The organism is Streptomyces olivaceoviridis, from assembly GCF_014650115.1.
In the GTDB taxonomy this organism is placed as follows: domain Bacteria; phylum Actinomycetota; class Actinomycetes; order Streptomycetales; family Streptomycetaceae; genus Streptomyces; species Streptomyces olivaceoviridis.
Map to the genome: position 1 here is coordinate 163,998 of NZ_BMUI01000016.1, position 17,228 is coordinate 181,225.

The following is a 17,228-nucleotide window of genomic DNA, read 5'->3' on the forward strand; positions in this document are numbered from 1 at the left end:
TCCTCGTCGGTACTGGGAATACAAAGCATCGCCCTACCCAGAAGAATGTTCCCTCAGGGATGGGCGAAACCACGAGCCTAACAATTCAACGCCGGAAGGGGGAGGACATAAGCCATCAGAATCACATCAACGCAGGTCAGCGCCTACGCATTCCGGGTGAACCCGGAGCGTGGCCGCGCGTGTCCGCGGGGTGTCAGTCGGCGTGACAGCCCAGCAGTTCGGCCGTCGTCCCCTGCGCCGTCGTACGGAGCGTGACCACCTTGTCGATCCGGGTGGCCGACCCGGCGAAGCGGAAGTCCGCGCGGCCCACCTCGGCGCCGTCGGCCGACTGGGAGCGCACGGTGCAGTAGCCGGACGCGCCGGCGTCCTTGCGGACCTCCAGATGCACCTTGACCGCGTCGTCGGAGGCCTGGAAGGTGATGACCTCGGCGCTGATCTCGTTCTGCGCGACGTAGTGGTAGGCGAAATAGCCGATCAGCGCGAGCAGGGCCGCGCCCAGCACCGAACCGGCGATCCTGAGCTTGCGGTCGGCGCGCTGATCCGAGGAACGGCCGTAGCGGCCCTCGGGCAGCCGCGTGCTCGCGGTACTCATGATCGTCCTCTCCGCGGAATTATTCGCCCCCCGATTCGGTCACTATAGAAGCCGCCCGCCCGCCGCCCGACCACCGCCCCTCCGGGACGCCCCTTCGGGGCGGCACCTGTTTGACTGCACCCCAAGACGCGGGGCGCCGACTTACCGAGGATTGAGTCTTGACTGACCAGCTGCGACTGATGGCCGTTCACGCGCACCCCGACGACGAGTCGAGCAAGGGCGCGGCCACCATGGCGAAGTACGTGTCCGAGGGGGTGGACGTGCTGGTGGTGACCTGCACCGGCGGAGAGCGCGGGTCCATCCTCAATCCGAAGCTCCAGGGCGACACCTACATCGAGGAGCACATCCACGAGGTGCGCCGCAAGGAGATGGACGAGGCCCGGGAGATCCTCGGCGTCAAGCAGGAGTGGCTCGGCTTCGTCGACTCCGGCCTGCCGGAGGGCGACCCGCTGCCGCCGCTGCCCGAGGGCTGCTTCGCCCTGGAGGACGTCGACAAGGCGGCCGGTGAGCTGGTCAAGCAGATCCGCTCCTTCCGCCCGCAGGTGATCACCACCTACGACGAGAACGGCGGCTACCCGCACCCCGACCACATCATGACCCACAAGATCTCCATGGTGGCGTTCGAGGGCGCGGCGGACACCGAGAAGTACCCCGAGGACGAGTTCGGCCCCGCCTACCAGCCGCTGAAGCTCTACTACAACCAGGGCTTCAACCGCCCCCGCACCGAGGCGCTGCACCAGGCCATGCTCGACCGCGGCCTGGAGTCGCCCTACGGGGAGTGGCTCAAGCGGTGGAACGAGATGGAGCGCACCGAGCGCACCCTGACCACGCACATCCCGTGCGCGGACTTCTTCGAGATCCGTGACAAGGCGCTGATCGCCCACGCCACGCAGATCGACCCGGACGGCGGCTGGTTCAAGGTGCCGCTGGAGCTCCAGAAGGAGGTCTGGCCGACGGAGGAGTACGAGCTGGCGAAGTCTCTGGTCGATACCTCCCTCCCCGAGGACGACCTCTTCGCGGGCATCCGGGACAATGCCTGACATGAGCGCAAGCGTGAGCCTGGCAGTGACGCATCTCGTCCCCCTCGCCAAGGAGGTGGACGAGAACAAGGTCACCCCCGGCGTCCTCGGCTTCATCGTCTTCGCGGTGATGGCCGTGGCCGTGTGGGGCCTGATGAAGTCGATGAGCAAGCACATGCAGAAGGTCGACTTCAAGGAGTCCCCGGACGCCGACGCGGAGAAGGCCCGGGGACAGGCCGACTCCGCGGCCCAGCGGCGCTGACCCGCCGGGGTCAGCGTCCCGCCGGCACCGCCACCCCCATCACCTCCCGGGCGTGGCGGTCCGGAGTCATGCGCAGTTGCCAGGCCTGCCAGCCGGCCTCCAGCTGGACACCGCGCTCCAGCAGCAGGGCGTACGCCGAGACGTAGTCCTCCAGCTTCTCGTCCCGCAGCGGATGCGAGACGCGGGCCAGCTGGGCCAGCTCCTCCTGGGCGACGGCCGTGCCCACCTCCACCCCGCCCGGCGCCGCGTACGGCAGCAGGGTGCAGCGCAGGAAGCGGGCCCAGTCCTCGCCGCGCCGGTCGCCGTAGGACGTGAACAGGGCGAGCGCCTCGTCGCACAGCGCCAGCGCCTGCTGCGTCCGCCCGTTGCCCGCGTCCACCACGGCCAGCTCCAGGCAGGTCCAGGCCTCGCCGTGGGCGACGCCGATCCGCTGGAAGTCGGCGCGCGCGTCCACCAGGAGCTGACGGGCGAAACCGGAGTTGCGCAGCGAGCCGGTCCGCGCGGCCCGCTGGTCCCGGGTCGCCCGCGCCGAGTGGTGCCGGGCGCAGGCCAGGCCGTACACGTCCCGGATCCGGGAGAACATCGTCCGGGACCGCTCCAGGTCGCGCACCGCCTGGTCCAGCTCGCCGGTCTCCTCCAGCGCCTGCCCCAGGTAGTACAGCGTCCACGCCTCGCCTCGCGCGTCCTCGTTCTCCCGGTGCCGGGGCACCGCCCGGCGCAGGCTCTCCACGGCCGCGGACGCGTCACCGGCCACCAGCCGGACCCGGGCCAGCTGGGTCAGCGCCCACGCCTCGCCGCGGGCGTCCTGCGTCCTGCCGTACCGCTCCAGGGCCGCCCGCAGTTCCGTCTCCGCGCGCGGGACGTCCCCCAGCCGCAGGGCCAGCTGGCCGAGCTGGAAGTGCGCCCAAGCCTCGCCGTGCACCGAGCCGCCCTCGCGGTGCAGGACCAGGGAGCGGGTGAGCAGGTCCAGCGCCTGAGCCAGCCGGGCCCGGTCCCGCTGGACGGCCGCCAGCGCGTGCATCGTCCACGCCCGGTCCGTCGCCAGCTCCGGCGCCGCCTGGAGATCCAGGGCCTCCTGGAGCCTGGCCGCCGCCTCGCTGAGGTTGCCCTGGTGGTGCAGCGTGATCCCCAGCGAGGTCAGCGCGCGGGCCGCCCCCGCGTCATGGCGGGCCTCCCGGTACAGGTCCACGACCGAGGTCAGCGTGGTCCGCGCCGTGTCCAGCTCGCCGAGCTGCCGGGCCGCGATGCCGGTACGCCACTGCACCGAGCGCACCAGCAGCCCCTGGTCCACCGACTGCGCCAGCTCGCTGATCTCACCGAGCCGGTACAGGTCGCCGCGCAGCAGGCAGTAGTCGCACAGCGCGCCCAGCAGGTTCAGCACGGCCGCCTGGTCCACGCCCTCCGCCTGCCGCAGGGCCGCCGTGATGAAGCTGGACTCGTCGTCCAGCCAGCGCAGGGCCTCGTCGAGCGAGGGGAAGCCGTGCGAGCCGAACTGGTTCGACCGCGTCGACATGTTCCCGTCGACCAGGCGCAGCACCGAGTCGGCCAGCTCCGCGTAGTTCACGATCAGCCGCTCCTGCGCCGCCGCCCGCTCGGCCGGGTCCTCCTCGTCCAGCAGCCGGGCGTGCGCGAAGGCCCGCACCAGGTCGTGCAGCCGGTAGCGGCTGCCGCGCACATGGTCGATCAGGCCCGCCCGGGCGAGCGCCACCAGATGCCGGGTGGCCTCGGCCTCGTCGGTGGCCAGCAGCGAGGCTGCCGCCGCCGCGCCCAGCGAGGCCCGGCCCGCCAGGGCGAGCCTGCGCAGCAGCCGGCGGGTGGGCTCCGGCTGGTCGGTGTAGCGCAGCCACAGCGCCCGCTCCACCGGCTCCACCGGGCCGTACGCGCCCAGGTCCGCGGCCAGCTGCCGGGGTGAGCGCGGGCCCAGCGCCGAGCCCGCGACCCGCAGCGCCAGCGGCAGCCCGCCGCACAGCTCCCGGACCCGGTCGGCGGAGTCGGCGTCGTACGGCCCCGACGCGTCCTCGGCCGCCGCGCCCAGCAACTCCTCGGCGCCCGCCGCGTCCAGCGCCCGCACCGGCAGCTCGTGCACCCAGGCCCCCAGCTCCGCGGGCAGGTCGAGGGGGGTACGGCTGGTCACCAGCACCAGGCTGTCGGACCGCTCCGGCACCAGGGCGCGCACCTGCTCCGGGTCCGAGGCGTCGTCCAGCACGATCGTCACCGGCAGTCCGGTCAGGTGCCGGTGGTACAGCTCGGCGAGCCGCTTGACCTGCTGGTCGGGGGAGGACCGCTCCCGGAACAGCAGCTGCTCGCGGGGCGCGCCCAGCCGGTTGAGCAGGTGCAGCAGGGCGTCCCGGGTGGACAGCGGCGCCTCCTCCCGGCTGGCGCCGCGCAGGTCCACCACCACCGCGCCCCGGAAGTGGTCCCGCAGGTCGTGCGCCGCGCGCACCGCGAGCGTGGTCCGGCCGGAGCCGGGCTCGCCGTGCAGCACCACCAGCGTGGGCCGGGTCTCGGTGGCCGCACGCGCCGCCTGCGCCCACTGTCTGATCCGCCCCAGCTCCGCCCGGCGTCCCGCGAACGGGCCGTCGGCGTCCGGGAGCTGCCCGAAGGACTGCTCCAGCACCGAACGCCGGCGGGCCGCCGCGCTCTTGTCCGCGCCGCGCAGCGCCGGGCCACCGCCCTTCTTCCTGGCGCCGGTGGAGGCGCTGAGCACCCGCTGCTGGTCGAGGAACGGGCGGATGCCCCGCACCTCCAGCGCGGTCAGCCACTGCAACCGCAGCTGCTCCGGGCCGCCGGGCTGGCCGGCCGCGCCCGCGCGGTGGTGGGCGGCGGGCAGGTGCGCGCCGGCCACCTTCACCACCGTCGCCGCGGCGCCCACCGCGCCCGCGGTGACGCCCGCGCCGAGGGCCGTGCCGGTACCGGTGCCGAGGGTCAGGTCGGCCACGGCTGCGGCGACGGCGGCGACCGCCGCGACGAGCAGGGCCGTTCCGGCGCCTTCACGCGCGTACCGCTGGCCGAAGGTCAGCCGGCCGGCCTCCGCCTCGTCCAGGGCGCGGGTGTATGCCTCGTACTCCTCGCCGGCCGCTCCCGCCATCGTGTCCAGCGCGCCGCGCGCCCGCGACAGCAGCAGCTGACCGTCGATCCGGCCGCCCGCACGCCGTACCTCCTCCTCCACGGCCCGCACCAGCAGCCGCTCGGCCTCCGCCCGATGACCGTCGCGCATGTCCCGTCCCCCTCCGGCGGCAACTCCGTCGCGTACGAGTGTGCTTCGGGGAAGGCGGGATGGCGAGGGGGTGGCGATCAGCGGGGGTGGTGAGGGTTTCGTGTCGACTGCCTCCGGTCCGGTCAGGTCCCGGAGCCGCGCCCCACGGCGTCGCCGCGGCGCCCGCCGGTCCGGCGAAACCGGGGGCTGCCGTCCGGGCCTGGCGTTCCGCGGGGGGATCGCTGCGGCAGGATGGGGTCATGCCGAATCGACTGGCCCATGAGACGTCCCCGTACCTGCTCCAGCACGCGGACAACCCCGTCGACTGGTGGCCGTGGTCCGGCGACGCCTTCGACGAGGCCCGCAGGACCGGCAGGCCCGTCCTGCTGAGCGTCGGATACAGCAGCTGCCACTGGTGCCATGTGATGGCCCACGAGTCCTTCGAGGACCAGGCCACCGCCGACTACCTCAACGAGCACTTCGTCAGCGTCAAGGTCGACCGCGAGGAGCGGCCGGACGTGGACGCCGTCTACATGGAGGCCGTCCAGGCGGCCACCGGGCACGGCGGCTGGCCCATGACCGTGTTCCTCACCCCGGACGCGGAGCCGTTCTACTTCGGCACCTACTTCCCGCCCGCGCCCCGGCACGGCATGCCCTCCTTCCGGCAGGTGCTGGAGGGCGTCCAGCAGGCCTGGACCACCCGCCGGGACGAGGTCGCCGACGTCGCCGGGAAGATCGTCCGCGATCTCGCCCAGCGGGAGATCGTCAAGCAGGCCGCCGAGGCGCCCGGCGAGCAGGAACTCGCGCAGGCCCTGCTCGGGCTCACCCGCGAGTACGACCCGCAGCGCGGCGGATTCGGCGGCGCGCCGAAGTTCCCGCCGTCCATGGTGCTGGAGTTCCTGCTCCGCCATCACGCGCGGACCGGTGCCGAGGGCGCGCTCCAGATGGCCCAGGACACGTGTGAGCGGATGGCCAGGGGCGGCATCTACGACCAGCTCGGCGGCGGGTTCGCCCGGTACTCGGTGGACCGCGACTGGGTCGTGCCGCACTTCGAGAAGATGCTGTACGACAACGCCCTGCTCTGCCGGGTGTACACCCACCTGTGGCGGGCCACCGGCTCGGACCTCGCCCGGCGGGTCGCGCTGGACACCGCCCAGTTCCTGCTCCGTGAACTGCGCACCGCCGAGGGCGGGTTCGCCTCCGCCCTCGACGCCGACAGCGACGACGGCAGCGGGCGGCACGTCGAGGGGGCGTACTACGTCTGGCGGCCCGCGCAGCTGCGCGAGGCCCTCGGCGACGACGCCGAACTCGCCGCCCAGTACTTCGGCGTGACGGAGGAGGGCACCTTCGAGCACGGCCAGTCCGTCCTGCAACTCCCGCAGACGGAGGGCGTGTTCGAGGCCGAGAAGATCGCCTCCGTCAAGGAGCGGCTCCTCGCCGGCCGGGCGCGGCGCCCCGCGCCCGGCCGGGACGACAAGGTCGTCGCCGCCTGGAACGGGCTCGCCATCGCCGCGCTCGCCGAGACCGGCGCCTGTTTCGACCGGCCGGACCTCACCGAGGCCGCCGTGGCCGCCGCCGATCTGCTGGTCCGCGTGCACCTGGACGAACACGGGCGGCTCGCCCGCACCAGCAAGGACGGCCGGGTCGGCCCGAACGCGGGGGTGCTGGAGGACTACGCCGACGTCGCCGAGGGCTTCCTCGCGCTCGCCTCCGTGACCGGCGAGGGCGTCTGGCTCGACTTCGCCGGACTGCTGCTCGACCACGTCCTGGCCCGCTTCACCGACACCGAGACCGGTGCCCTGTACGACACCGCGTCCGACGCCGAGCAGCTCATCCGCCGGCCCCAGGACCCCACCGACAACGCCGCCCCCTCCGGCTGGACCGCCGCGGCCGGCGCGCTGCTGAGCTACGCCGCCCACACCGGCTCCGAGCCGCACCGGGCCGCCGCCGAGCGGGCGCTGGGGGTCGTGAAGACGCTCGGGCCGCGCGTGCCCCGGTTCATCGGATGGGGGTTGGCCGTCGCCGAGGCGCTGCTCGACGGGCCGCGCGAGGTGGCCGTCGTCGGACCGGCCCCGGACGACGAGCGGACGGCGGCCCTGCACCTTACGGCGCTGCTGAGCACCGCCCCGGGGGCCGTCGTCGCCTGCGGCACCCCGGACAGCGAGGAGTTCCCGCTGCTCGCCGACCGCACCCTCATCGACGGCGCGCCCACCGCGTACGTCTGCCGCGGCTTCGTCTGCGACCTGCCGGTGACGGATCCGGACGCCTTGCGCACGAAGCTGACCGCGCCCTGAGAGCCCCGGCCGCCGGCCCGGCGGACCCGGCCGTGGACCGCTGGGCCGTGAGGAAGCGTCAGCGCTTCTTCAGGGCGCGCGCCACGATGGCTTCCAGCTGGTCGTGGTGCGCGCCCTTCCAGTACGCCCGGCCGCAGGCCGTGCACTGGGCGAAGACGTCGTAGGAGCGTTGGGTGCCGTGCTTGAGCTGGGCGGCGACCTCGTCCTTGGCGGCCTGTCTCAGCAGGCCGTTGCAGGCGGTGCAGCGGGTCCAGGGGCTCAGGTCGGGGGCGAAGCGGTCGAGGACGTCGTGGAGCTGGTCGTCGGGGCGGGTGCTGTAGACGAACGCGCCGGCCCACAGTTCCCGGCGGCGCAGCAGGCCCCGGTCACGGCTGAGCATGACCCGCTTCTCGGCCGCCGAACGGGCGGCGAGCGCCGGGTCGCCGATGTCCGTCGACTCGTACGCCGTGTCCACGCCGAGCAGCCGCAGCCGGCGGGCCAGCGTGCCGAGGTGGACGTCGAGGAGGAAGCGGAGGGGTGCGCCGGGCACCCGCTGGGGGCGTTCCACCGGCCGGACGACCAGCCGCTCGGCCGGCTTCGGAATGTGCGAGGGCGGGACCTCGCGGCCGTCCACGACCAGCGCGCCGACCTCGGTGAGCGGTACCCCGAGGGACTCGACGACATGGCCGAGGGACGAGACTCCGTCGGTGACGAGCGTCCGGTGCGGTTTCCGCTGGACGAACAGGGCCAGCTCGGGGGCGAACTCGACGTGGATCTCGGGACCGTTCACCCGGTCAGGATGTCACGGGAGCGGTCCGCGGCTTCAGGGTTTTCCGGCGGGGAGGCCGTGCTCCAGGACGTCCAGGGCCCGGTCCAGCAGGTCGCGCAGGTCGTCCTGGAAGCCGTTCTCCGCCCAGGACATGCTGACCTCTATCAGGCCGCCGACGAGGGCCGTCGCGTAGACGCGCACTTCGAGGCTGTCCGCGGCCAGCCCGGAGCGTTCGGCGAGGGCCGCGCGCAGCAGGCGACCGCTCTCCGACATGCTCTCGACCATCCGGGACCGGACGGCGGGGACCTGGACCGCGAGGTGCGCCCGCACCCGCACCGCGTCGGGGTCCTCCGCCATCATCGTGTCGACGGCCTTGTGCACCACGTGCCGTACCGAGTCCGTCCACGGCTCTCCCGCGGGCCGGGCGCGCACCTCCTCCGGCGCCAGCGGGTCGTACTCGCCCGTGAGGACGATGTCCTCCTTGGTCGGGAAGTACCGGAAGACGGTCGACGGTGACACCTCGGCCCGGTCGGCGATCTGGTCGATCGTCGTGGCGTCGTAGCCCTGCTCCTCGATCAGCGCGTAGGTCGCGGCGCGGATCGCCTCGCGCGTCTTGATCTTCTTGCGTTCACGCAGGCCCAGCTGGGGGCGGTCGGCGGGGGAGAGCGGGGAACGTGCGGGCGTCATGCCGGTCATTGTCCGGCATCGGCCGTGGTGGGGGCCACGGCCGGGGACTCCTCCCGCGCCGGGCGGCCGGTGCGTCCGCCGTGCCCGCGAGACGGGCCGAGCCGGTCCTGGCGGCGACCAGGTGGGCGGCCACCACGGACTCCCCGGCGGTGTGCGCGGCGAAGGCGGGCACCACCGGACAGTGCGCTCGTCGGGGCCGGACAGCGAGCCCCCGGTGCCGAACGCCTCGGGGCACCCCGAGTTGCTGCCGGCCCGTGGCGGCCCCGAGCTGCTCCGCCGTGGTCGGCAGGGACATGAGAGCGGCCACGGCTCGGGTGAGCCGTGGCCGGGGAAGGCGAGGGGGGAGGGTTACGCGTGCTGGTACGCCACCAGCGAGATCCCGACGTAGTGGACGACGAACGCGGCGAGGGTGAAGGAGTGGAAGACCTCGTGGAAGCCGAACCAGCGCGGTGACGGGTTCGGGCGCTTGATGCCGTAGATCACGCCGCCGGCGCTGTAGAGCAGGCCGCCGACGACCACCAGGACCAGGACGGCGATGCCGCCCGTGCGCAGGAAGTCGGGCAGGAAGAAGACGGCCGCCCAGCCCATCGCGATGTAGCAGGGCGTGTACAGCCAGCGCGGGGCGCCGACCCAGAAGACGCGGAAGACGATGCCGGCCGCCGCGGCGGCCCAGATGCCCCACAGCAGCCACTGGCCCTTGGCGCCGGGCAGGAGCAGCAGGGTCAGCGGGGTGTAGGTGCCCGCGATGATCAGGAAGATGTTGGCGTGATCGAGGCGGCGCAGCACGCCGTCCATGCGGGGGCTCCAGTTGCCCCGGTGGTAGAGCGCGCTGACGCCGAAGAGGAGGCAGGCCGTCAGGACGTAGATGCCGCAGGCGACGCGGCCTCTGGTCGAGTCGGCGAGGGCGGTGAGCACGAGGCCCGCGATGAGTACGGCCGGAAACATGCCGAGGTGCAGCCAGCCGCGGAGCCTGGGCTTGACCGGATGCGGCAGGGAGAGCGCCACGGGACCACGGCCGGCGGCCGGCGTGTCCGTGGGCGCGTCGGAGGCGGACGCAGTCATGGCCGCATGGTACCGACGCTGCCGTAAGTCACTCGTCAATGCACGTTCAATCAAGTCATCCGGCAAAAAGTCCTTCAGCTGAACCCAACGTGGACGCAAAGAGTCGTGGTGACCGTGGCATTCCTCACGCCGCTCACTTGTGATGCCCTCTGGACAGATGGGCACTAGACTCGGATGATCAAATGAGTGCGGTCGGCACCGGATGAGCAGGCTACGAAGCATCCGGGTCGCGGCCCCCACGGGGCGAGAACACAAAAAATCCCTCACTTAGGAGCAATCGTGGCGCGCGACATCGCGGCTCCCACCGTCGTCCCCACCAACCACCAGGAACTGATCTCGTGGGTCAACGAGATCGCTGAACTGACGCAGCCGGACAGCGTGGTCTGGTGTGACGGCTCCGAGGCCGAGTACGAGCGGCTGTGCGAGGAACTGGTCGCCAAGGGAACGTTCAAGAAACTCGACCCGGTCAAGCGCCCCCACTCCTACTACGCCGCCTCCGACCCGTCCGACGTCGCGCGCGTCGAGGACCGGACCTTCATCTGCTCGGAGAAGGAGGAGGACGCGGGCCCGACCAACCACTGGAAGGCCCCCGCCGAGATGCGGGAGATCTTCACCGGCGACCAGGGCCTGTTCCGGGGCTCCATGCGGGGCCGGACCATGTACGTCGTGCCCTTCTGCATGGGCCCGCTCGGCTCCCCGCTGTCCGCGCTGGGCGTGGAGATCACCGACTCCGCCTACGTCGCCGTCTCGATGCGCACGATGACGCGCATGGGCCAGGCCGTCCTGGACGAGCTCGGCGACCAGGGCTTCTTCGTCAAGGCCGTCCACACGCTCGGCGCCCCGCTGGAGCCCGGCCAGGAGGACGTCCCCTGGCCCTGCAACCAGACCAAGTACATCTCGCACTTCCCCGAGTCGCGGGAGATCTGGTCCTACGGCTCCGGCTACGGCGGCAACGCCCTGCTCGGCAAGAAGTGCTACGCCCTGCGCATCGCCTCCGTCATGGCCCGCGACGAGGGCTGGCTGGCCGAGCACATGCTGATCCTCAAGCTCACCCCGCCGCAGGGCGAGTCCAAGTACGTCGCCGCCGCCTTCCCCTCCGCCTGCGGCAAGACCAACCTCGCCATGCTGGAGCCCACCGTCTCGGGCTGGACGGTGGAGACCATCGGCGACGACATCGCCTGGATGCGGTTCGGCGAGGACGGCCGGCTGTACGCGATCAACCCCGAGGCCGGCTTCTTCGGCGTCGCGCCCGGCACCGGCGAGCACACCAACGCCAACGCGATGAAGACCCTGTGGGGCAACGCGGTCTTCACCAACGTCGCGCTCACCGACGACGGCGACGTGTGGTGGGAGGGCATGACCGAGGAGTCCCCGGCCCACCTGACCGACTGGAAGGGCAACGACTGGACGCCTCAGTCCGCGACCCCGGCCGCCCACCCCAACGCCCGCTTCACCGTGCCGGCCTCGCAGTGCCCGATCATCGCGCCCGAGTGGGAGGACCCGAAGGGCGTGCCGATCTCGGCGATCCTCTTCGGCGGGCGCCGCGCGACGGCGGTGCCGCTGGTGACGGAGTCCTTCGACTGGAACCACGGCGTCTTCCTCGGCGCCAACGTGGCCTCCGAGAAGACCGCCGCGGCCGAGGGCAAGGTCGGCGAGCTGCGCCGCGACCCGTTCGCGATGCTGCCGTTCTGCGGCTACAACATGGGCGACTACATGGCCCACTGGGTCGACGTCGCCAAGGACAAGGACCAGTCCAAGCTGCCGAAGATCTACTACGTCAACTGGTTCCGGAAGAACGACGAGGGCCGGTTCGTCTGGCCGGGCTTCGGCGAGAACTCCCGGGTCCTGAAGTGGATCGTGGAGCGGCTGGAGGGCAGGGCCGAGGGCGTCGAGACGCCGATCGGCATCCTGCCGGCGAAGGACGCCCTGGACACCGAGGGCCTCGAACTGTCCGAGTCCGACCTGGAGTTCCTGCTCACGGTCGACAAGGAGGTCTGGCGCGAGGAGGCCGCGCTGATCCCCGGGCACCTGGACACCTTCGGCGAGCACACCCCGAAGGAGCTGTGGGACCAGTACCGGGCGCTGGTGGAGCGCCTGGGCTGAGCCGCCCACCGATGACCCCGCGGCCGGTCGCCGTGCCCTGACCAGCGATCGTCACGACCGGCCGCGGTGAACGACCCACCCCGGGCTCCGCACAACGGCGTGCGGGGCCCGGTCGTGCGCGCCCCCTTGCCCACGAGATCTTCACAGCTGTTTCATGGCCCCTACAGGCGTCTCACCGACACCGGTGAGGTGCTCGATTCAGCCTGTGGGGGGCACAGTTGAATACAGCACACCGTTCCAGACGTCTCGCGGCCACACTGCTCACCGCGGTGCTCGCCGGGACCGGACTGACCGTCGCCGCCGCGCCCGCGGCCCACGCGGCGGCCTCCGACGCCGTCGCCAAGCTGCCGATCTCGTCGTACTCGGGCCTGGCCGTCGACTCCGTGCACCAGCGCGTCTACATCGCCGACCAGCGCGACGGCCAGGCCGCCGGCACGGTGCTGGTCTACGACTTCCAGGGCCAGAAGGTCGCGGCGCTCCCGCACCCGGGCCCGGTCTCCGGCGTGGCGCTCAGCGAGGACTCCGCGACGCTGTACGTGGGCGAGAGCGGACGCGTCGTCGCCTACGACACCGGCACGCTCCAGCAGACGGGAGCGCACAGCGCCGCCTACGACACCTGCGGGCGCCAGCTCGCCTACGCGGGCGGCACGGTGTGGAGCACCGACGCCTACGTCTTCCAGAGCTATCAGTGCGCCACGGCGACGACGTCCCTGGACACGCTCACGAACGGCACGGTCTCCCGGACCGGCTGGAACGACGTCGGCCGGCTCCAGCTGGCCCCGGGTGCCCGCGCGCGGAACCGTCTCCTCATGGGCCAGCCCAAGGAGAGCGGCGCCGCGAACCCCTTCCTCGCCTCGTTCGACGTCAGCGGCGCCGCCCCGGTGCGGGAGGCCGCCCGCCGGTTCGCGGACGGCGACGGCAAGGGCGCCCTCGACCTGAAGGACATGGCGGCGAGCCCGGACGGCACCGAGGTCGCCGTGGCCGACGCCACCGCCGGCACCCGGCTGCTGAACGCCGGCGACCTGTCGGACGCGTCCGGCCAGTACCAGGCGCTGCCCGCCGGCGCGGCCTCCACCGCCGTCGCCTTCAGCGGCGACGGGAAGTACATCGCCCGGGGCGCCCAGGCCGCCGGCAGCACGCCCGATCTGCTGGTGCAGAGCGCAGACCCGGCCGACGGCACCCCGCCGCTGGAGTTCGCCTTCGAGGGCAGCCTCGACGGCAACGGCGTCACCCCGCGGGGCCTCGCCTGGTCCGAGGACGGCTCCCGGCTCTTCGCGGTCACCCGGGGAGGCACCGGCCAGGAGTACTGGCTGCACGTCATCCAGCCCCCGGCCGTCCAGTACGACACCCGCTTCACCGGCGACCTCACCCACAGCCCCTCCGGTGCCGTCGCGGGTGAGCCGCTGTCGGTGCGCGGCCGGCTGGAGTGGGACGGGCCCGCGCCAGCCGAGCCGCTGAAGGTGACCGCCGTGCGCGAGGACGCGAACGGCACGCACCAGCTGGGCACCGCCACCGTCCGGGACGACGGCACCTTCACCGTCCTGGACGAGCCCGACCTCGTCGGCGACGCCACCTACACCGTGTCCTTCCTCGGCGACCTCACCCATCGCCCCGCCACCGACATCACCCACACGGTGACGGTCGGCAAGGCGCCCAGCTCGCTCACGCTGACCGGGCCCGACGAGGCCACGATGACCGAGGGCGTCCACCTCACCGGCACGTTCACCGCACAGGGCAAGGCCCTGCCCGAGCGGGCCACGCTCACCGTGCGGCGCACGGACCGGCTCGGCACCGGCTCCCTGTCGTCGGTGACCGTCGCCGCCGACGGCACCTTCACCGTCGACGACCTGCCGCGCACCCGGCGCGAGGTGACCTACACCGTCGGCTGGCCGGGCGACGACCTGCACACCGGTGCCACGGCGTCGGTCACGGTGTACGTCAGGCGCTGAGCTCTCCGTCCCCCGTCCCGCCCCGGTCCTCCAGGTAGCGGGTGTGGGACTCCTGGCGGCGGGCCTCGGCCTCGCCGAGCTCCGCCGCCAGCCGCTCGGCCTCCTGCCGCAGCAGTTCGAGCTGCCGCTCCAGATGGCGTTCGGGCGGCTCGGTGCCCGGCGCCAGACGCGTCCACCAGCGGGTGCGGACGAAGGCGTCCACGGCCTCCGGGATGTCCTGCCGCACCGCCCGGGAGACGGTGTGCACGCCCTCCGGGTCCCGGGCCAGCGCCTCGGCGACCCAGCCCGGTTCCAGCAGCGCGCCCAGCAGCCCGGTCAGTCCGCCGAGCCGGGCGGCGGCCCCGGGCGGCAGGCCGACGTCCGCGAGGTAGCCGCCGAGCCGGCCGAAGTCGGCGCGGACCTCCTCCAGTTGGGCCGACGGGCTGGGGAAGTCCGGCAGGGCGGGCCGCTCCGGCGGGGCGATGAGCGCGCCCGCGCCGTACAGCCCGGCCACCACGACCGGCCAGTACGGCCCCGCGACCCCGGCGAAGGTCAGCACCAGGCCGAGCAGCCCGCAGGCGCCGCCGGTGAGGTTCTTGCGGGACTCCAGGTAGCCGAGGACCTTGTCGCCGGGGACCTTACTGGTAGCCACGGATCTCCTCGAAGGCGCCGTCCAGCGAGCCCTGCCGGGCGTCGAAGAGCCGGCCGCCGGTCAGGTCGGCGATGTGCTGGAGTTCGGAGCGGGAGGAGTCGCCGAACAGGATCGGGAAGACGGGGATGTCCCGCCGGTCGCGGCCGAGGGCGCGGTAGAAGCCGTCGAAGTCGCCCGCCTCGGCGCCCGCGGTGTTCTCGCCGTCGGTCATCAGCACGATCGAGGTGAACGTGTCCCGGTCGGTGCCGAGATGGTCGTACGCCTGCTCCAGCGAGGTGTAGACGGCGGTGCCGCCGTCGGCGCCGAGCGCGTCGGTGTCGCGGCGGATCGCGGCCAGGCCGGCCCCCGGGTCCTTCGGGTCGACGACGTGCGTGCGCACGCTCTTCACGTGCGAGCCGAACGGCATCAGCGTCACCTCCTCCCGGTCCCGGAAGTCGCCGGTGAGCCCGGTCAGCGCCTTCTTCAGCGCCGCGAGCCGGCCGCCCTCCATGGAGCCGGAGGTGTCCAGGACGTACACCGTGCGCGAGGGGCGGCGCAGTTCGTTCTCGTACGAGTCCAGCAGCCCGTCGGCCACCGAGCGGCTGCCGGGGAAGGGCAGTTCACGGCGCCGGCCGGTGTCGAGGCCGGCGGCGGGCCGCACCGAGGGCACGACCGGGCGGCGGTGGGTGGTGTCGGTGATCAGCTTCTGCACGGCGTCGGTGCGCAGGTCCGCGGTCACCTTGCGGACGTCCTCGCGGGTGCGGGCGTCGGTGGACGCGAGCGAGGAGAACGGGTAGTCGGCGGTGACGACGCCGTCGCGGGGGCGGATCACGGTGAGGCCCGGGATGCCCTTGAGGACGGACTCGTAGTTGAGCAGGGCGTCCACGGTGCCGCGCCGCCGGTAGGCGGTGGCGAGCCAGCCCGAGGAGCCCGAGGTCAGCTTCTGCCCCTGGAAGAACTCCTTCAGCCGGGGCGTGGCCTTCGCCACGTCGGCGTCGGTCAGCGCGGACTGGGCGCCGGAGAGGGCGGAGGCGACCGAGACCAGCGTGGCGAAGCCGGAGTTGGAGCGGGCCGGGTCGGTCATGCCGTAGGTCAGCTTCCCGTCCTGCACGGCCCTGTCCACCTGGGACCAGGTGACGTCCTCCGGCTTCCAGCCGAGCTCCCGCACGGTCGCCGGCCGGACGCCGACGGCGACCGGGCTGGACATGACCGGCGTCTCGGACACCACCTTCCTCGCCGCCTCGGGCCGCAGCCGCAGGTAGTCGTCCGACGACAGCCACAGCGCGTCGTACGCCCCGTCCGCCTTCCCCCGGGCCAGCAGGTCGACGGCGTCCAGCGTGCCCATATAGGTGGGCCGGACGGTGATGCCGGTGTCCTCGCGGACGCGGTCGAAGACGGCGGTCATGTCGCTGAGTTCGCTGGAGGCGAGGACCCGGAGGGTACCGGGCTTCGGCGCGTTCGAGTCGTCCTTCGGGTCCTCGGAGGTGCACGCGCTCAGCAGGCCGGCGGCGACGGCGAGCACGGCGAGCAGGGATCGTCGTCTCATCCGAGGCCCCCCTCCAGCGCGCCCTGGGCACGGCTGCGCTCCAGGTGGGCGGAGGCGCCGCGCAGTTCGTCCGTGAGGGACCGCACGGTGCTCGCCATGGCCTCGGTCGCCTGGACCTTGTAGCTGTCGATGGCGTCGAGGGTGCGGTAGATCTGCTGGAACGCGGCGCGCAGGGTCTCCGCGCCGACCGCCGGGTCGGCGGCGATGCGCTGGATCTCGCCGCTCTGCGTGGCGAGCATCTCGGCGTTGCCCCGGATGAGGTCCTCGGTGGTCCCGCGCAACGCGTTGACCTGCTCGACGACCTTCTTCTGGCTGTCCAGGGCGGAGGCCAGCATCACGGAGATGCGCAGCGCCGAGACGGTGGTCGTGGCGGCCCGGTCGACGCCCTTGATCAGCTCGTCGTTGTTGCGGCGTACGACGTCCATGGCGAGGTAGCCCTGCGCGCACACCGCCAGCTGGGTGAGCAGGTCCTGGTGCTTCTGCCGGACCGGGAAGAGCACGTCGGCGCGGAGGGCGTCGGCCTCCTGCGGGTCGCCGACCCCGGCGATGTGCTCCTCGACGGCGGTGTCCAGGGCCTGGGTGAGGACGACGTACTCCTGGAGCTTGCCCATCGTCTCCCACAGCCGGACCCGCTCGGTCTGCAACGCGGCGTTGTCCCGGCGCAGTTCGTCCTGGCCGCCGCGCAGCGCGCCCACGATCCGGTTCAGGTTGCCCTGCGCGGAGGCGTACTTGGCGAGGTGGTCGCGCAGCTTGTTGCCGCCGGGCAGCCGGGACAGGAACCTGCGGCCCCTGTCCGCGGGCAGGTCCCGCGGGTCCAGGTCCTCCACCGCCCGGCGCAGTTCCACGAGCGAGCCGGCGACCTTGCCCTGGGCGTCCCCGCCCTTGTCGGGCAGGCTGCGCACGGCCCGCTCCAGCATGCGGTTGGACTGGACGGCGGCGGTGCGCATCTCGCCCGCGCCGAGCGCGGTGATCTCGCCGACCTTGCCCGCGAACTCCGGCGAGCGGGCGTCGAGCGCGGCGAGCTGCTCGACGAAGGCGGTGGCCTTGCGGGCCATGTCGGTGCGCACCGCGTCCTCGACGGGCACCAGACCGCCGGCCTTCTCCTTGGGCACGGCCGGCACGGGATCGGGCGGGGTGAGCTGGAAGTCGTTGTCGGTCAT

The 17,228-nt window shown here is 72.9% G+C and carries 13 protein-coding genes; 5 read left to right on the plus strand and 8 right to left on the minus strand.

The window, feature by feature from the left end; translation table 11 throughout:
• Nucleotides 1-193: 193 nt before the first annotated feature.
• Complete coding sequence (locus IE273_RS27445; RefSeq protein ID WP_189817843.1) at nt 194-592, minus strand: DUF4307 domain-containing protein; 399 nt, start codon at nt 590-592, stop codon at nt 194-196.
• Nucleotides 593-750: 158 nt separating this feature from the next.
• Between IE273_RS27445 and mca the strand changes: the two genes are divergently transcribed.
• The gene (mca, locus tag IE273_RS27450) at nt 751-1,632 is read left to right on the plus strand and encodes a mycothiol conjugate amidase Mca (protein WP_078611806.1); all 882 of its coding nucleotides are present in this window, start codon (nt 751-753) and stop codon (nt 1,630-1,632) included.
• Entirely contained in the window at nt 1,625-1,873 is a 249-nt protein-coding gene (locus IE273_RS27455; protein WP_189817844.1) for a hypothetical protein, read from the plus strand. The genes mca and IE273_RS27455 overlap by 8 nt, the downstream gene beginning before the upstream one ends.
• Before the next feature lie 10 nt (nt 1,874-1,883).
• On the opposite strand, the gene IE273_RS27460 is transcribed toward IE273_RS27455, so the two are convergent.
• Nucleotides 1,884-5,090 (minus strand): tetratricopeptide repeat protein, encoded by a 3,207-nt coding sequence (locus IE273_RS27460; protein ID WP_189817845.1) that lies wholly within the window; start codon nt 5,088-5,090, stop codon nt 1,884-1,886.
• A 239-nt stretch (nt 5,091-5,329) separates the two neighbouring features.
• Here IE273_RS27460 and IE273_RS27465 point away from each other — a divergent pair, with 239 nt between their 5' ends.
• Complete coding sequence (locus IE273_RS27465) at nt 5,330-7,363, plus strand: thioredoxin domain-containing protein (protein WP_189817846.1); 2,034 nt, start codon at nt 5,330-5,332, stop codon at nt 7,361-7,363.
• 58 nt (nt 7,364-7,421) lie between these two features.
• Here the strand turns inward: IE273_RS27465 and IE273_RS27470 are convergent, their stop codons facing one another.
• The 3 genes from IE273_RS27470 to trhA all read right to left on the minus strand — a co-directional run bounded on the left by IE273_RS27470 (nt 7,422) and on the right by trhA (nt 9,860).
• A complete protein-coding gene (locus IE273_RS27470; RefSeq protein ID WP_189817847.1) occupies nt 7,422-8,132 on the minus strand; it encodes a Mut7-C RNAse domain-containing protein in 711 nt (236 codons plus the stop codon).
• Nucleotides 8,133-8,165: 33 nt separating this feature from the next.
• Nucleotides 8,166-8,798: a TetR/AcrR family transcriptional regulator gene (locus IE273_RS27475; protein WP_189817848.1), complete on the minus strand. Its 633-nt coding sequence runs from the start codon at nt 8,796-8,798 to the stop codon at nt 8,166-8,168.
• A 348-nt stretch (nt 8,799-9,146) separates the two neighbouring features.
• Entirely contained in the window at nt 9,147-9,860 is a 714-nt protein-coding gene (trhA, locus tag IE273_RS27480) for a PAQR family membrane homeostasis protein TrhA (RefSeq protein ID WP_189817849.1), read from the minus strand.
• A gap of 279 nt (nt 9,861-10,139) precedes the next feature.
• On the opposite strand from trhA, the gene IE273_RS27485 reads away from it, so the two are divergent.
• Together IE273_RS27485 and IE273_RS27490 are read left to right on the plus strand one after the other, a co-directional pair.
• The gene (locus tag IE273_RS27485) at nt 10,140-11,963 is read left to right on the plus strand and encodes a phosphoenolpyruvate carboxykinase (GTP) (protein WP_189817850.1); all 1,824 of its coding nucleotides are present in this window, start codon (nt 10,140-10,142) and stop codon (nt 11,961-11,963) included.
• A 269-nt stretch (nt 11,964-12,232) separates the two neighbouring features.
• Nucleotides 12,233-13,912: a WD40 repeat domain-containing protein gene (locus IE273_RS27490; protein ID WP_189817896.1), complete on the plus strand. Its 1,680-nt coding sequence runs from the start codon at nt 12,233-12,235 to the stop codon at nt 13,910-13,912.
• On the opposite strand, the gene IE273_RS27495 is transcribed toward IE273_RS27490, so the two are convergent.
• The 3 genes from IE273_RS27495 to IE273_RS27505 are packed head-to-tail and all read right to left on the minus strand — an operon-like array spanning nt 13,902 to nt 17,228.
• On the minus strand, nt 13,902-14,543 hold the full coding sequence (locus IE273_RS27495; RefSeq protein ID WP_229887609.1) for a hypothetical protein: 642 nt from the start codon (nt 14,541-14,543) through the stop codon (nt 13,902-13,904). The two genes, IE273_RS27490 and IE273_RS27495, sit on opposite strands and share 11 nt — an antisense overlap.
• The gene (locus IE273_RS27500) at nt 14,530-16,068 is read right to left on the minus strand and encodes a VWA domain-containing protein (RefSeq protein WP_189817851.1); all 1,539 of its coding nucleotides are present in this window, start codon (nt 16,066-16,068) and stop codon (nt 14,530-14,532) included. Before IE273_RS27500 ends, IE273_RS27495 begins: the two co-directional genes overlap by 14 nt.
• The gene (locus IE273_RS27505; protein ID WP_189817852.1) at nt 16,065-17,228 is read right to left on the minus strand and encodes a toxic anion resistance protein; all 1,164 of its coding nucleotides are present in this window, start codon (nt 17,226-17,228) and stop codon (nt 16,065-16,067) included. Before IE273_RS27505 ends, IE273_RS27500 begins: the two co-directional genes overlap by 4 nt.